The sequence below is a fragment of the Sphingomonas sp. CCH5-D11 genome, assembly GCF_001557395.1.
Lineage (GTDB): Bacteria > Pseudomonadota > Alphaproteobacteria > Sphingomonadales > Sphingomonadaceae > Sphingomonas.
Genome location: NZ_LSKH01000306.1, coordinates 14,222 through 28,054, shown reverse-complemented (window position 1 = coordinate 28,054; position 13,833 = coordinate 14,222). Strand labels below are relative to the sequence as shown.

General features: G+C 66.9%; 16 protein-coding genes, 1 tRNA gene and 1 pseudogene. 11 read left to right on the top strand and 7 right to left on the bottom strand.

Translation table 11 applies throughout. The annotated features are described in order from the left end of the window. Nucleotides 1-160: 160 nt before the first annotated feature. Nucleotides 161-349 (bottom strand): hypothetical protein, encoded by a 189-nt coding sequence (locus AX702_RS18655; protein ID WP_066781915.1) that lies wholly within the window; start codon nt 347-349, stop codon nt 161-163. A 73-nt stretch (nt 350-422) separates the two neighbouring features. Between AX702_RS18655 and AX702_RS18650 the strand changes: the two genes are divergently transcribed. The 4 genes from AX702_RS18650 to AX702_RS23030 all read left to right on the top strand — a co-directional run bounded on the left by AX702_RS18650 (nt 423) and on the right by AX702_RS23030 (nt 3,404). Beyond that, a complete protein-coding gene (locus tag AX702_RS18650; protein WP_066781954.1) occupies nt 423-1,421 on the top strand; it encodes a ligase-associated DNA damage response exonuclease in 999 nt (332 codons plus the stop codon). Between the two features lie 68 nt (nt 1,422-1,489). After that, nucleotides 1,490-2,659 (top strand): hypothetical protein, encoded by a 1,170-nt coding sequence (locus AX702_RS18645; RefSeq protein WP_156455595.1) that lies wholly within the window; start codon nt 1,490-1,492, stop codon nt 2,657-2,659. Between the two features lie 114 nt (nt 2,660-2,773). Further along, nucleotides 2,774-2,864: transfer RNA gene (locus tag AX702_RS18640), tRNA-Ser, on the top strand. Between the two features lie 279 nt (nt 2,865-3,143). Continuing rightward, nucleotides 3,144-3,404 carry a hypothetical protein gene (locus AX702_RS23030; RefSeq protein ID WP_231731937.1) on the top strand — a complete coding sequence of 87 codons (261 nt, stop codon included), beginning with the start codon at nt 3,144-3,146 and terminating at the stop codon, nt 3,402-3,404. A 33-nt stretch (nt 3,405-3,437) separates the two neighbouring features. Here AX702_RS23030 and AX702_RS23025 read toward each other — a convergent pair. The 3 genes and pseudogenes from AX702_RS23025 to AX702_RS18620 all read right to left on the bottom strand — a co-directional run. Next, a pseudogene (locus AX702_RS23025) lies at nt 3,438-4,463 on the bottom strand (recombinase family protein); the annotation flags it as partial. A gap of 385 nt (nt 4,464-4,848) precedes the next feature. After that, entirely contained in the window at nt 4,849-5,142 is a 294-nt protein-coding gene (locus tag AX702_RS18625; RefSeq protein WP_047166819.1) for a type II toxin-antitoxin system RelE/ParE family toxin, read from the bottom strand. After that, nucleotides 5,139-5,408, bottom strand: a complete 270-nt coding sequence (locus AX702_RS18620) for a CopG family ribbon-helix-helix protein (RefSeq protein WP_047166818.1) — start codon at nt 5,406-5,408, stop codon at nt 5,139-5,141. The genes AX702_RS18625 and AX702_RS18620 overlap by 4 nt, the downstream gene beginning before the upstream one ends. Nucleotides 5,409-5,852: 444 nt before the next feature. On the opposite strand from AX702_RS18620, the gene AX702_RS18615 reads away from it, so the two are divergent. Further along, nucleotides 5,853-7,886, top strand: coding sequence for a ParB/RepB/Spo0J family partition protein (locus AX702_RS18615; protein WP_047166817.1), 2,034 nt, complete (start codon nt 5,853-5,855; stop codon nt 7,884-7,886). Nucleotides 7,887-7,984: 98 nt separating this feature from the next. Here AX702_RS18615 and AX702_RS18610 read toward each other — a convergent pair whose 3' ends face one another. Further along, nucleotides 7,985-9,394, bottom strand: a complete 1,410-nt coding sequence (locus AX702_RS18610) for an MFS transporter (RefSeq protein WP_047166873.1) — start codon at nt 9,392-9,394, stop codon at nt 7,985-7,987. Between the two features lie 91 nt (nt 9,395-9,485). On the opposite strand from AX702_RS18610, the gene soxR reads away from it, so the two are divergent. Together soxR and AX702_RS18600 are read left to right on the top strand one after the other, a co-directional pair. Further along, complete coding sequence (gene soxR, locus AX702_RS18605; RefSeq protein ID WP_047166816.1) at nt 9,486-9,947, top strand: redox-sensitive transcriptional activator SoxR; 462 nt, start codon at nt 9,486-9,488, stop codon at nt 9,945-9,947. A 302-nt stretch (nt 9,948-10,249) separates the two neighbouring features. Further along, the gene (locus AX702_RS18600; protein ID WP_047166815.1) at nt 10,250-10,549 is read left to right on the top strand and encodes a DUF736 domain-containing protein; all 300 of its coding nucleotides are present in this window, start codon (nt 10,250-10,252) and stop codon (nt 10,547-10,549) included. Nucleotides 10,550-10,608: 59 nt separating this feature from the next. On the opposite strand, the gene AX702_RS18595 is transcribed toward AX702_RS18600, so the two are convergent. Beyond that, nucleotides 10,609-10,938 (bottom strand): hypothetical protein, encoded by a 330-nt coding sequence (locus tag AX702_RS18595; protein WP_047166814.1) that lies wholly within the window; start codon nt 10,936-10,938, stop codon nt 10,609-10,611. A 261-nt stretch (nt 10,939-11,199) separates the two neighbouring features. Between AX702_RS18595 and AX702_RS18590 the strand changes: the two genes are divergently transcribed. Continuing rightward, nucleotides 11,200-12,042 carry a DUF932 domain-containing protein gene (locus AX702_RS18590; protein ID WP_047166813.1) on the top strand — a complete coding sequence of 281 codons (843 nt, stop codon included), beginning with the start codon at nt 11,200-11,202 and terminating at the stop codon, nt 12,040-12,042. Nucleotides 12,043-12,204: 162 nt separating this feature from the next. On the opposite strand, the gene AX702_RS18585 is transcribed toward AX702_RS18590, so the two are convergent. Then, the gene (locus AX702_RS18585; protein WP_047166812.1) at nt 12,205-12,432 is read right to left on the bottom strand and encodes a helix-turn-helix domain-containing protein; all 228 of its coding nucleotides are present in this window, start codon (nt 12,430-12,432) and stop codon (nt 12,205-12,207) included. Nucleotides 12,433-12,589: 157 nt separating this feature from the next. Here AX702_RS18585 and AX702_RS18580 point away from each other — a divergent pair, with 157 nt between their 5' ends. The 3 genes from AX702_RS18580 to AX702_RS23015 all read left to right on the top strand — a co-directional run bounded on the left by AX702_RS18580 (nt 12,590) and on the right by AX702_RS23015 (nt 13,790). Then, nucleotides 12,590-12,862: a DNA -binding domain-containing protein gene (locus AX702_RS18580; protein ID WP_047166811.1), complete on the top strand. Its 273-nt coding sequence runs from the start codon at nt 12,590-12,592 to the stop codon at nt 12,860-12,862. A 144-nt stretch (nt 12,863-13,006) separates the two neighbouring features. Next, nucleotides 13,007-13,228, top strand: coding sequence for a transcriptional regulator domain-containing protein (locus tag AX702_RS23020; protein ID WP_075150514.1), 222 nt, complete (start codon nt 13,007-13,009; stop codon nt 13,226-13,228). Then, the gene (locus tag AX702_RS23015) at nt 13,122-13,790 is read left to right on the top strand and encodes a DUF2285 domain-containing protein (protein ID WP_231731936.1); all 669 of its coding nucleotides are present in this window, start codon (nt 13,122-13,124) and stop codon (nt 13,788-13,790) included. Before AX702_RS23020 ends, AX702_RS23015 begins: the two co-directional genes overlap by 107 nt. Nucleotides 13,791-13,833: the final 43 nt, after the last annotated feature.

Sequence of the window (13,833 nt, the reverse complement as noted above, 5' to 3'; positions counted from 1 at the left end):
CCGCAAGCGGCGCCTGTCCGCGTGGAGAGATGGCCCCTGAAACGCGTTCAGGGTGACGGCACGATCGGATACCGCGAACCGACGCCCATTCTGCCTGCTCCCTAGCGCCCCGCTATGCTGGCACGCATCCACGGTGACGCCGGGGACGCAGGTGCGCGGCTCACCCGCGCGCCGCATCCTCTCGCGATTGCTCCTTGTACATCTCGCGCGTCGCCTGCTCCGTCCGCCGCTCCTGCTCGGGCGACACCCTGTTGCGCAGCTTCGCAAAGGCAATCGCAAGGCCGAGGATGATGAACCCGCCGACGACGATGAAGGCCCAGAGGCTGTCACCCGTTGCCTGATGTTCCATGCCGAACTCTCCTTTTCCTTGAATGCAGAACGAGGAGGTGGGGCGATTCGATCCGTTCGTGCGTAGTGCCGGCATGCCCAAGCTTGGCGACTGGCTCGAACCTCATCCCCACGGCATCTATGTTCGCCCGGCCGACGCCTGGATCGACCCGTCCACGCCGGAGCCGCGCGCTTTGGTGACGCATGGCCATGCCGATCACGCCCGCGGCGGGCATGGCGCGGTATGGGCGACGCCCGAGACGCTGGCGATCATGGACACGCGCTATGGCGCCCAGGCCGGCCATCCGGTGGCTTATGGCGAAAGCGTGCGGCTGGGCGAGGTGGACGCGACGTTCGTGCCGGCGGGCCATGTGCTTGGCTCCGCGCAGATCCTGCTGGAGCATCGCGGCGAACGGATCGTGGTCTCGGGGGATTACAAGCGGCGGCCCGACCCGACCTGCGCGCCATTCGAGCCGATCGCCTGCGACGTGTTCATTACCGAGGCGACGTTCGGCCTTCCCGTCTTCCGCCACCCCGATACCGGCGACGAGATCGACAAGCTGGTCGCGCGGCTGCACGCCAACCCGGATCGCTGCGTGCTGGTCGGCGCCTATGCGCTCGGCAAGGCGCAGCGCGTGATCGCGGAACTGCGCGAGCGCGGGCATGAGGCGCCGATCTATCTTCACGGCGCGCTGCAGCGGTTGTGCGACCTTTATGCCGAGCATGGCGTGCGGCTGGGCGAGCTGATCCCAGTGGCCGGTGTTCCCAAAGCGGCGATGGCGGGCCATGTCGTGATGTGCCCGCCAAGCGCGCTCAACGATCGCTGGTCGCGCCGCCTGCCCGATCCGATCACCGCCATGGCGAGCGGCTGGATGCGGGTGCGCCAGCGCGCACGGCAGAAGCTGGTCGAGCTGCCGCTGATCATGTCCGATCATGCCGACTGGGACGAACTGACGCACACGATCGAGGAGATCGCACCGCGCGAAGTGTGGGTGACGCATGGGCGCGAGGAGGCGCTGATCCACTGGTGCGCGATGCGCCAGATCAAGGCGCGCGCGCTGGCGCTGGTCGGTTTCGAGGACGAGGACGACTGACCGCGCGCCATCTGTCGCCGGCTGGACATGCCGCCGGGGTGCGATACGCTCCGGGCGCGGAGGGCTGATTGCGCGAGGACGGAGTGCAGGAGGAGTTGTTCCGTTCCGACAATCTCCTGGTCCGGCGCGCGGGGGCGACGCCGGGCCAGCGCAGTGGAGCATCGGGCCGCGCGGTGATCGTCACCTTCGGCTCCTACACCACCGAGGACACGCTCGACCGCCCGGCCTTTGCCGAGGACTTCCTCCGCAAGGCCGGGCTGGACGCCGTGCATGTCATCAACCGGCGCAATCGATGGTATCAGCATAGCGAGCGGCCGGCCGCCCTTGCCGCCGTCGCGGTAGCCACGCGCGGCTATGACCGGGTGATCACTTATGGCTCCAGCATGGGGGGCTATGCGGCCTTGCGCTACGCCGTTGCGTGCGGCGCCGACACCGCAATCGCCCTCTCGCCGCAATTCTCCGTCGATCCCCGCGTCGCACCGTGGGAAACGCGGTGGCAGGCCGATGTGGCGCGCACGCGCTTCGCCGAACCTCCCTACGCGGGCGCGCCGACCGCTTATGTGTTCTACGATCCGCGACAGGCACTGGACGCGCGGCACGCGGCGATGATCGCCGATGCGAGCAGCGCAGCGACGGCGATCCCCATCCCGTTCGGCGGCCATCCCGTCGGGCCGCTGCTGGTCGAGACAGGGGCGCTGCAACGCGCGATCCATGCCATCGTCGCCGGCGACTTCCATCCGTTCGCCGTGCGCCAGCAAGTCCGCCGCGCGCGGCGACAATCGCAGCACCAGCATTTCATCCTCGCCCGCCATTGCGCCCCGAGGCGCCCGGCCACCGCGCTTCGCCTGCTGGAGCGAGCGGCGGCGATCGAGCCTGAGTCGCACATATTGAGCGCCCAGGCCGCGCTCCTCGACAGCCTGGGGCGACCGGCGGACGCCGCGCCGCTGCACCGCGCCGCCCTGCAGCGCACGCCCGGCAACATTCACGCGCGGATCGCCTTTGCCGCCCATCAGGAGATCACGGGTGACCATGCCGGTGCCGCGCACAGCCTGCACCTGGCGGCAAAGGGGCAGAGCGGGTCGATGCTGCTGTTCGTTCGGCTCCGGCAGATGCGCTTGTGGTTGAGGCGCCATCGCCTTCATGCCGCGGATCGGCTGGTGGAGCGCGCCATCGCGCGAAGCAGCCGATCGCGCTTTCACGCCGCGCTGCTGCGCCGGATCGGCACTCACATGCGGTGACGCGGCTCGGCAGCGGGCGCCGAACGTGCGGAAACATGCATATTGCACCACAACACGCGCAAACGCTTGCGCCGGACGCGCCAGCAGCTTAGGGCGCGCAACTCCCAGGTATGCGGAGCGGTGGCCGAGTGGTCGAAGGCGCTCGCCTGGAAAGTGAGTATACGGCAAAACCGTATCGAGGGTTCGAATCCCTCCCGCTCCGCCACTTCGGAACAACGGTGGGCACTCCGCCCGCCGCCGTGGCTACGCCGTTGGCCGAGAGCAACCGTAGCAGGCTGCTCTTTGAGCCCATGATTCGGACTTCCCCGCGATCAACCTCAACCCGCTGCGCCAGCGCGCGAAGATGGTCGCGGCGGTAGCCGCCGCCCTCCACGCGGATGCGTCGCCGCGCGGTAGAGGCGAACTTGTGCAGCATCGTCGGCGTGATTGCCTGTTGCGCCGAGCTGTGAAGCAGTGCCGAGGCGCGTTCGGAATCCGCCCGCGCTTGGTCGCGCGTCGCCTTGAGGCCGTCAATGCGATCCTTGAGCGCGGGATCATCCAGATCGGCGATGCCGCTTTCGATCGCATCATAGAGGCGCTTCAAGCGCAGCTCCGTTTCGGAGGCGCGCCTGTTCAGTTCCGCGATATGCTCGCGGCGCCGGTCGGATCGCTCCTGCCGACGATCGAGCACATCGGACAGCACATCTTCCAGCCGGTCAGGATCGAGCAGCCGTTCCGAGAGATAGCCGGCGACGAGATCGTCTAGGCGCTCCATTGCGACGGTCATTCCTTCGCAAGCCGTCGCGCCCTGCCGCGCCTTCATCGAGCACGTATAGTAGCGGTAGCGCCCACCTTTGCCCGTGCGGATTGTCATCGCGCCGCCGCACTTCCCGCAATAGATCAAGCCCGTCAGCAGCGTCGGGCCACCGACGACCTGCGGATGGGCGACCTTTGGGCTGCGCGATTTCAAGTGCGCCTGAACCGCGTCGAAGGTCGCTTGGTCGATGATCGGCGGAACCTCGACCGCGATCACTTCGTCAGCCGGCTTCAATTCCTTCGACTTGCCGCGCTTGTTGAACTCATGCCGACCCGCATAGGTCGCGCGGGTCAGCATCCGATGCACCGTGCCAATCCCCCAACGTCCGCCGTCGCGGGTGAAGATACGGCGTTCGTTGAGGTGCTTGGTGATCGTCTTTACGCCCATCGGCCCGGACGTGCCGTCGCCTTCCAGCGCCAGCTTGAACGCCAGCCGCACCGTATCGGCGTGCAGCGGGTCAATCTCCAGCTTCTTCTTGACCTTCGCGCCGCGCTGCTCGGCCGCCACGACGCGGTAGCCGATCGGCGGCAGCGAGCCATTCCAGAAGCCCTGCCGGGCATTCTCCTTCAACGCGCGCAAGACGTGCTTTGCGTTCTCCTTCGACTGATATTCGTCGAACAGCGCCATGATCTGCCGCATCATCACGTGCATCGGATCGTCGCCCATCTCCTGGGTGATCGACAGCAGCTTGACCCCGTTCTTGGCGAGCTTGCGGACGTAGAACTCCAGCTCGAAATGGTCGCGGAAGAAGCGCGAGAAGCTGTGGACCACGACGACATCGAACGGCGCGGGCTTGGACGTGCCCGCTTCGATCATGCGTTGGAACTCCGGCCGACGATCATTGGTCGCCGACGCGCCCGCCTCGACGAAGGTGTCAACCAGCTCCAGCCCGCGCGACAGGCAATAGGCTTCGCCTTGTTTGCGTTGATCGGGGATCGACACGTCATGCTCCGCCTGCCGCGCCGTCGAGACGCGCAGATAGAGGGCGGCGCGCAGCGGCACGGTCATGGCAACGAACTCCTCACATCATTGGCACGGCCCGAACAACTCGTCGAAGACATCGCCGAACCATGCCTCAAATACATCCACCTCGGCGGTCGTGACCGGGATGCGCTCTGGCCAGTCGTCTGTGACGGTCCAGGCCGAAAGATCGTCCTTTGGCGGTCGCCCGGCACCCGGCCGGACAACAAACGCCATTTCGGCATAGTCCAGTAGATCGTCCGGGCATTGCCGGAGACGGCGTGGGGTTCGGCGACGGAGCTTGCGAGGCGCGGCCATTCCGACAAGGTGCCGTCCACCCGCCCCGCGCGCAAAGCCGCAACGTCGGCGTAGCGCAGATAGGAGCCGAGGGCGGCGTGCGGCAGGATCAACCGATGTGCATCAGTCGGCATGGTCAGTCTTCCGACTCGAAGCTGCGGTTCTCGCGGCAGTGCCAGAGGCGTAGAATGAAGATCGTTGCGTCTGCGATTTCGTAGCGCAGCTCGTAGTTGCCGACGATGATCCGCCGGACCTCGCGCGGCTCGTAGGCTTCCAGCTTCTCGCCGATCCGGGGATAGTCGAGCAGCCGATCCGGCGCGCGTGCGAGTTGCTGCACCACCCTCGCCGCAGCGTCTGGAGCAACCGGGCGTAGGTGCTCGTGTAGTCGCACGAGATCTGAGGACGCCCTGCCGGTCCACTTGATCCTCATGCTGACGGCGGCGGCAACGGCGTGTCGGTGCCGAGGCTGTCCGCCCAAGCCTGTATCGCTTGATGGTCGATCACCCGCCCCGCGTCCACATCCGCCAAGGCTTCGAGCGTCATCCGATGACGCTCCTCTTCCTGATCGACCCAGGCGGCGAGCGCCTGTTTCATTACCCAGCCGCGCGAGCGTTCGAGCCGCAAGGCCATCGCCTCGACCTTTTCCGCCAGTCCGATGGGGACGTGCGCCGTCAAAACTTTAGTGTCTGTGGCCATAGTAGCACTCTCTATCAGTGTGATTAAAATATAATCGAAAAGGCGATGGGAAGCAAGTTGGCGCCTCCCTACGGGACGCCGCTCTATCTTCGCTGCGCTCCGACCGAGCCCCAATGGGTCTCGGCCCTACCGGGTGACGATCAGCATGGCGAGCCGGCGCTGGCGCGCCGATAAGCCAATCCGCCGGGCGGATTGCAGTTGTTCGAGAGTACGGAGATCGGGCCAGGGCTACGCCGTCCCGATCGCATTGTTTGTTTCTCTCCCCGTCGGTGGGGTGGGCGACGCTTCTCTCTAGGCCCGCCGCGCCGGGCGGCAACGCGCACGCGCGTCCTCCACGATGTTCCGGCCCGGAGGGTGCCGCCCGGCTCCGTCGGCGGGCCTGCCGATCCGCTTTTTCGCCGCCCACCCCATTCCGGGGTGAGTGCGGTTTTTAGGAGAAGTGTGATGAACGCTGTTACCGAAACCGTAGCCGCCGAGCCTGTGTCGGGCGTCGAGATTTTCGTGCCCCTCGCCAAGCTCAAGAAGTCCCCCCGCAATGCCCGCAAGGTGTCGCACGGGGAAGCCGCTATCGAGGCGCTGGCCGCTTCGATCCAGCACAAGGGGCTGATCCAGAACCTTGTCGTGGAGCCGGAGATAAAGGAGGACGGGACGCCGACCGGCTACTATCTCGTTACCGCTGGCGAAGGCCGCAGGCTGGCGATGCTGCTGCGCGCCAAGCGCAAGCAGATCAAGAAGTCCGAGCCGGTGCGTTGCTGGCTCGATACCGCCAACGACCCGTCCGAAATCAGTCTCGACGAGAACGTAACCCGGACCAACATGCACCCCGCCGACGAGTTCGAGCGGTTCCGCGAGCTTGCGGACGGCAAGGGTTGGGGAGCGGAGGAAATCGGCGCGCGGTTCGGCAAGACGGCGGCGGTGGTGAAGCAGCGGCTTCGCCTTGGCGCTGTCTCGCCCAAGCTCTTGCAGGTCTATCGGGAGGACGGGCTTACGCTCGATCAGCTTATGGCGTTCGCAATCACCGAGGACCATGCCCGGCAGGAGCAGGTGTTCGCGGGCCTGCATCACAACCGCGAGCCGTGGATCATCCGGCGCGACATGACCGCGAGCAATGTTCCGGCGACCGACCGGCGCGCGCTGTTCGTCGGGGCCGACGCCTATGTCGAGGCGGGCGGCAACATCATCCGCGACCTGTTCAGCGAAGACCGGGGCGGGTTCTTCGAGGATGCGGGCTTGCTCGACACGCTCGCCGCCGAGAAGTTGCAGGGGGTTGCCGAGGAAATTCAGGCCGAGGGCTGGAAATGGGCCGAGGCCCATATCGACTACCCCCACGCCCACGGTATGCGGCGCTTCTATCCGCAGTCGGTTCCGCTGTCCGACGAGGACGAGGCGCGGCTGGAGGCGCTGTCCACTGAGCATGACGAGCTTGCCGAAGGCTATTCGTCCTACGACGAAATGCCGGAGGACGTGGCGGCGAGACTGGAGGCGGTGTCCGATGAGATCGACGCCATTTCCGAGAAGCGTTCCGCCTACGACGCCCACGTGATCGCCCACGGCGGCGCGTTCGTGGTGCTTCACCATGACGGCAGTGTCAGGGTCGAGCGCGGTTTCGTCCGTCTTGAGGATGAGGCGTTGGCGGACCCGCAGCCCGAACCGGAGGCCGAAGGCGATGCGCTCCCTCCGCAGACCGTGGAGGACGAGCAGCCGGAGGACGGCGACGAGGACGTGCAGGATGTCGAGGGGGACGAGGAACCCGGCAAGCCGATTTCCGACAGCCTCACCCGCGACCTGTCCGCCTATCGGACGCTGGCGCTGCGCGTCGCCTTGGCCGACCAGATCGATATGGCGTTGGTCGCGCTCACCCACACGCTCACCGCGCAACTGTTCTACAGCTATGCCGAGGCGGGTTGCCTTGAGGTGCGTCCGACCGTGACCCCCTTGGGGAGCCACGCTGACAGAATCGAGGACACCCCCTTGGCGGCGCGGGCGGGTGAGCAGCGCGAGGCATGGGCCGAGCGTATGCCGCGCGACGTGGCGGACCTGTGGGGCTTCATCGTCGCGTTGGACGACGAGAAGCGGCTGGCGCTGCTGGCGCATTGCGCGTCCCGCACCGTCAACGCCCTGCGGCTGCCGTGGGACCGCAAGCCCCGGACGCTGCAAACGGCGGACAGGCTGGCGAGCGCGCTGGCGCTGGACGTGGCGAAGGACTGGACGCCAACCGTGGACAGCTACTTTGGCCGCGTCACCAAGGCGCATATCGTGGAGGCCGTCGCGGAGGGCGTGTCGGAGGACGCCGCTCGCCGGATCGCGGACATGAAGAAGCCGGACATGGCGCGAGCCGCCGAGCAGCTCCTGGCCGGGACCGGCTGGCTTCCCGCCGTGCTGCGGACGCCGCAGCCGGAGGGCGAACAGCCCACCGAGGGCGAAGCGATTAAGCCGCAGGACGCGGACGAGGACGCCTACGCCGTCGCTGCTGAATAGCGGCAGCGGGCCGGGGCCGCGCGAGCGGTCCCGGCCTTTTCGCGCTTTGACCAGAAAAATTTGCGGCCGCGCCCGTAAGGGGCGCGGCCGCCTCTGCCTTATCGCGTCGCCACGGTCTTGAGCGCAGCGAACGGGGCTAGCGCGAACACCGCTAACAGCCAGAATGCCGCTGCGGACGTGCCCGCGACCCCGCCCGGGTCGGTCAGGCCGCCGAGATTGGCGACCATGCCCGCGAGCGCCGCGCCGATCGCGGTGGCGAACAGTTGCACGGTGGTGATCGAGGCCGAGGCCAGATCCCGCTCGTCGTCGGGCGCGACCTTGAGCACGCGGGTCAGGAGATGCGGCCAGCCCAGGCCGACCCCGAACCCGACTGCCGCCAGCGCTACCGCGATTGGGGCGAGCACATTCCAGGCGCCATCGCTCGGCCGGGGCACGAGCCCCGTCAGCGCCGCCATCCCGATCAGCGCGATGATCGGCGCAGCCTGGACCGCGCGGCGCGCGCCATGCTCGCTCGCGCCGGAACTCGCGATCGATCCCAGCGTCCAGCCCGCTGCCATCAGCGCGGCGAGATAGCCGGCGGTGAGCGGCGTCTGCGCGTGCAGAACCTGGAGGAACAGCGGCACGAAGATTTCGGTCGAGGTCACCGCGACCGCGAGCAGCGCCATCGTCGCATAGAGCGCGCCGAGCGGCGCACCCAGCCGGAACGCCCCGCGCGGCAGCAGCCGGTGGCGGGCCTTGGCTTCAACCACGATCAGCGCGCCGGCGGCGATCAGCGCGGCGACAATCCCGGCGAAGTTCCATGCCAGGACGTTCGAGACGCTGCCCGCAGATACGGCGAGCACCGCCGCGGTCAACAGCACGAGCTGAGTCGTCGGCGTCGCCGTGCGGTCGTTCGAATCGCCACTGCGCCGGGGCAGGACCGCTAGCGCGAGGAACGCGAACAGCGCGACCACCGGCAGCAGCGACCAGAACGCCCAGCGCCACGCATCGAGCTCGGCGAACACCCCGCCGACCGCGGGACCGACGAGCGTGGCGACGCCCCACATTCCCGAGACCAGCGCCATCGCGCGCGGCCACAGTCCTTCGGCGAACACCAGCCGGATCATCGCGTAGGACAGCGCGAACAGGAATCCGCCGCCCAGCCCCTGGACGATCCGCCCGCCGAGCAGCACCGGCATCGACGGCGCGGCGGCGCATATTAGTGTGCCGAGCGCGAACAGCGCAGCGGCGGCGACGTAAGCGCCGCGCGGCCCGGCCGCGCCGAGCAGCCGCGCCGAGGTCGCCGAGCCAAGGATCGAGGCTACCACGAACAGCGTCGTGTTCCAGGCGTAATAGTCGAGACCCCCGATGTCGCGCACGACCGAGGGGAGAATGGTGGTGGCGATGTAGACGTTGACAGCGTGTAGCGCAACGCCGCCCGCCAGCGCCAGCGAGCGAACGCCGTTGCGGCCTGACAGCAGGTCGGCCCACCGGGCTACGGGTGCGGGCCCAGGTTCGGTGATGTCCATATCGGCTCCTTTCCGGCGGGACTCGCCGCGGGCTTGATTGACGGCCGACATCTCTGATAAAACCTCAACCATTGTTGAGGTCAAGCCCCTTATGACGCAGCGGATCGACACGACCAGGGCGCTCAGCGTCGGCGAGGTCGCGCGACGCAGCGGCGTCGCGATCTCGACCGTGCATTTCTACGAGGCCAAAGGGCTGATCGAAGGCTGGCGCAGCGGCGGTAATCAGCGCCGCTACACGCGCGACGTGCTGCGCCGAATTGCGGTCATCCGCGTCGCGCAGCGCGCGGGTATCGGACTCGCCGACATCCGCGCCGCGTTCGCTGCCGTGCCAGCCGGCCGCACGTTGACCGCACAGGACTGGGGTGCGCTGTCATCGGCCTGGCGGGCCGAACTCGACGCGCGGATCCGCGCGCTCACGCAGCTTCGCGACGAACTGGACGGCTGTATCGGCTGCGGCTGCCTATCGCTGAGCGACTGCCCGTTGCGCAATCCCGGCGATCGACTCTCGGAAACGGGAGCCGGCGCGGTGCTACTGGAGCCCTCGGGTCGATGAGCCGCTAGCGACCGGGTGGTGCCGCAGTTCGCATGACGATCCATCCCGCATCGGCGCGACCGCGCGGCCTCTCGATTGGCTTGATCTAACCGGGGCCGGCTTCGCCTCGCTCGGCCTGGCGCAACGCCGCCGCGCGGCCTTTTTTCCGCCGCCTTCGGCTTTGCATCGCGAAGCAAAAAAGCCGCGCGTCGCCATCCTCCGCTGCGCTTCGGCCGCAAGCGGTGCGCGTCCGATCGTCCCCGCTTCACCGATCGCCATCGAGGCCGCGGCGGTCGTGGCCCGAAAGCGAAAGGAACTTCGACATGGCGACCATCGGCACCTTCACCAAAGCCGACAAGGGCAACTTCAACGGCACCATCACCACCGCGACCCTCAAGCTCAAGGCGACGCTCCGGCCGATCGACATGGACGGCGACAAGGCGCCCGACTACCGGCTGACGGTCGGCACGGTCGAGTGCGGCGCGGGGTGGAAGAAGACCAGCCGCGAGAACCGCGACTACATCTCGGTCAAGTTCGACGACCCGACATTCCCGGCTCCGATCTACGCCACCCTATCCGAAACGGAGACCGGCGGAGAATACGCGCTCATCTGGTCCCGCTGACCCCATACGGCGCCCCCGCTCCACCGGAGCGGGGGCGCCTCTCGCGTTGAATAGGGCAACTAACCAGACAGCGAATCGAATAGCGGCAGCGGCATTGGGCTGCGCTCCGGCAGCGCGCCGGCGTCATAGGGTGCGATTGTCACCCATTCGACGCGCCAGTCCAGCGTCAGCTCGCCGTGACCAACGCGCGAGATCCCCGCGCCGTCCACCACGACCCGGAAGTCGAAGCGATCTTTTTCGGCTTCGAGGCGGCCTTCGATCAGCGAACCGTCGCTCGCCGCCAACAGGAAACGCTCCTCCACCTCGTCATAGGGAACGCGCAGCGTCTTTGTGATGTCGCCCGCGACCGCGATGCGCTGGCCGGGCTGTCCTGTTATGGTGATGCTCATACCGACTCCTTGTTGGTGGTGTGGATCAAAACAGGAACAAATGGCAAGCGTTGTTTGCTGGCACCGCAGGCGACGCGGTGCTTGGGGCTCTGCCCCGGCGCACTACAAGCGGCTTCCGCCCAGCTTCCTCCACGCGCGAGCGCGTTCCGTGCAGCCGGTTCCCCGCGAAGCTGCTTTCCGTTTGCACCCCCGGTCTCGCCGACGGGCAGGGTTTCAGCGCGGCGCTCCGCTGCGCGGAAACCCAAGCCCAAGGAGGCCAAAATGCACTATCAGCTTGCCACCCGGTTCGGCCGCAACGCCCACCAGATCAGCGGCCGGGAGCCGCTCGACAACGAGGCGCTGTATCGCCACGTCCCGTCCATCTTCGCGCGCGAGGCGCACGACAGCCGTTCAGATCGCTACGTCTATGTTCCGACCATCGACATCGTGGAGGGGCTGCGCCGGGAAGGATGGTTCCCGTTCTTCGCCGTCCAGTCCGTCCCCCGCGACGGCAGCCGCCACGGCCACGCCAAGCATATGCTTCGCCTGCGCAGGGATGACGGCATCGGCAAGCCGGAGGCCGCCGAAGTCATCATCGTCAACAGCCATGACGGGACCAGCGCCTATCAGATGTTCGCCGGAATGCTGCGGTTCGTCTGCACCAACAGCATGATTGCCGGTGAGCGGTTCGAGGAGGTCCGCGTGCCGCACAAAGGCAATATCGAGCATGACATCATCGAGGGCGTTTACACGGTCGCGGAGGACTTCCCCCGGCTGATCGACGCCAGCGAATCGATGAAGGAGATCCAGCTTTCGCCGGATGAGCAGCGCTTGCTTGGCGAGGTTAGCCTTGTTGCGCGCTATGGCGACGACGAAAGCCCGGTTCGGCCCGAGCAGATCATCGAGCCGCGCCGCCGCGAGGATGTGGACCGCAGCCTGTGGACCACCTTCAACGTCATTCAGGAGAATGTCGTTCGTGGCGGGTTGCAGGGCAGTAAGCGCAACGCCGAGGGCCGTATCCGCCGCGCGCAGACCCGCGCGATCAATGGCATCGACCAGAATGTGACGCTCAACCGCGCGCTCTGGACGCTGGCCGAAGGGATGCAGCGCCTCAAAGCGGCCTGACCCATAATTACCGCAGGGCCGGAGTTTCCGGCCCTGCGGCTTTGCCATTTTCGCGCCGATCCGCTGCGTCGGATCGGCGGCGGCCGCGCGTCCCAAGGTCCGCGCGGCCGCAACGGCGCGCTCGCCGGGCTGGCGCCCGGCTCGCGCTCAAGTTTTGCGAAGCTAGTCGGTTTCGGAGGGATCGAGTTGGGCGATAAGATCGGCGGGCGTGACACCAAGCGCGGAGGCCAAGTGAAACAAGGTGACGACCGTTGGATTGCGCAGGCCGCGCTCCAAATCGCTGACATATTGTTGGGTAAAACCGGACGTCTCGGCAAAGCGCTCCTGGGTAAAGCCCTTATCCTTCCTCAGCTTGGCGAAGTTCAATCCCACTAGGCGGCGCATATCCATGCGCGCGAAGCTGGACGCTACATCTCATCCGGTTTATCCCATATCAGTTGTATTGGCTAAATCGCACTATCCGCCGCTGCGGGATGTGCATCTAGCGATGCAAGGCTTGCGCATATCCGGTTCTGTTTTTTGAGCTAGACTGGTTAACGGGGACACCATGAGCACCAGCCAATTCGCTGATCGCGCGCCGGAGGTTTCGCAGCTCACGGCCTATGACGAAAGCCATCTCAATGTCTATTTGCGGCTGCTCGATGCGGACGAAGTAGGAGCGGACTGGCGCGAAGCGGCGACCGCGATCCTCGGCGTAGACCCAGCCGCCGAGCCGCAACGAGCCAAGGCGATGCACGATAGCCACCTTGCGCGCGCGCGGTGGATGACGGAGGTTGGTTATGCGCATCTGCTCGGCTGCGAGCGCCCGCTAAGGCGTTAAGTTTAATCCATTTTGGTATCGATTCATTGCTTTCGTCGCAGCGCGCGCGGCACGGTTGAGCGCAACCTTGGCGCTATCGTGCGTCGGTCGAGCCGGAGATGTTCGTCCCCCGCAATCCGCCCTTAGTGCGGTTGGGAGGATGCCATGCCGACGCCCCAGCGCCGGCGCGAGCGACGCGGCGGCAATCTGTCCGACGCGCTTGGTCGCGCCGATATAGCCGCCGAGTTTTTGCGGCGAAACCACACGTATCGCGCCGAACATGCGCAGATGCAGCAACGCATCGCGGACGGCGCCGTCGTCAAGGACGCCGCCGAGACGGCGTTCGCTCGGCGCTGGGGGTTATCCTTTCGCCACTGCGCCGGATGACCTTTCAGACCCGGTCGTCTGGCGCCCGGAGCTGACCGCCGTCACGGTCATTCTCGACGCCGCGCCGGATGGATTCGAGACCGCCGCTCCGGTCGATCCGCGCGCGCTCGGCGCGCTGCTCGCCGACCTAGCCGGGATCGATGGACGGCATGTTGTCGTCGCCGATGCGGCCGGCGAGCATCGGCTGTGGCTGCGTGATTCGCAGCCTGGCCGCCCGCTCGCCGCGGTCATTCCGCTCGACAAGGATTTCATCACCCGCATCGCCAGCCTGTTGCGTTTCCACCGTCGCCTGCTCGGCCGGGCGGCCGGGCCGCTACCGCGCGGCTGGCCGCTCACCGCCTATCGGCTGGCGCGGCTCGACCTGATGCTCCGCGCGCTCGACCTGCGCGATGAGGGCGCAACTTATCGCGAGATCGCGACCGCCTTGGGCCGCGACGACGCCGCCCGGCTATCCGCGAGCGACTGGAAAATGTCGGCGTCGCGCTCTTTCGTGGTGCGCTTGGTCCGCGACGGCATCGCCATGATGAACGGCGACTACCGCAAACTGCTCCGCATCCGTTGATCCGATTCCCCCAGCGACACCTTCTAGGGGGTGGTCGCATCCG

Coding starts and splice junctions, on each gene's coding strand:
- AX702_RS18655 (WP_066781915.1), bottom strand. CDS start 349: ATGGAACATCAGGCAACGGGTGACAGCCTCTGGGCCTTCATCGTCGTC.
- AX702_RS18650 (WP_066781954.1), top strand. CDS start 423: ATGCCCAAGCTTGGCGACTGGCTCGAACCTCATCCCCACGGCATCTAT.
- AX702_RS18625 (WP_047166819.1), bottom strand. CDS start 5,142: ATGAGGATCAAGTGGACCGGCAGGGCGTCCTCAGATCTCGTGCGACTA.
- AX702_RS18620 (WP_047166818.1), bottom strand. CDS start 5,408: ATGGCCACAGACACTAAAGTTTTGACGGCGCACGTCCCCATCGGACTG.
- AX702_RS18615 (WP_047166817.1), top strand. CDS start 5,853: ATGAACGCTGTTACCGAAACCGTAGCCGCCGAGCCTGTGTCGGGCGTC.
- AX702_RS18610 (WP_047166873.1), bottom strand. CDS start 9,394: ATGGACATCACCGAACCTGGGCCCGCACCCGTAGCCCGGTGGGCCGAC.
- soxR (WP_047166816.1), top strand. CDS start 9,486: ATGACGCAGCGGATCGACACGACCAGGGCGCTCAGCGTCGGCGAGGTC.
- AX702_RS18600 (WP_047166815.1), top strand. CDS start 10,250: ATGGCGACCATCGGCACCTTCACCAAAGCCGACAAGGGCAACTTCAAC.
- AX702_RS18595 (WP_047166814.1), bottom strand. CDS start 10,938: ATGAGCATCACCATAACAGGACAGCCCGGCCAGCGCATCGCGGTCGCG.
- AX702_RS18590 (WP_047166813.1), top strand. CDS start 11,200: ATGCACTATCAGCTTGCCACCCGGTTCGGCCGCAACGCCCACCAGATC.
- AX702_RS18585 (WP_047166812.1), bottom strand. CDS start 12,432: ATGGATATGCGCCGCCTAGTGGGATTGAACTTCGCCAAGCTGAGGAAG.
- AX702_RS18580 (WP_047166811.1), top strand. CDS start 12,590: ATGAGCACCAGCCAATTCGCTGATCGCGCGCCGGAGGTTTCGCAGCTC.
- AX702_RS23020 (WP_075150514.1), top strand. CDS start 13,007: ATGCCGACGCCCCAGCGCCGGCGCGAGCGACGCGGCGGCAATCTGTCC.
- AX702_RS23015 (WP_231731936.1), top strand. CDS start 13,122: ATGCGCAGATGCAGCAACGCATCGCGGACGGCGCCGTCGTCAAGGACG.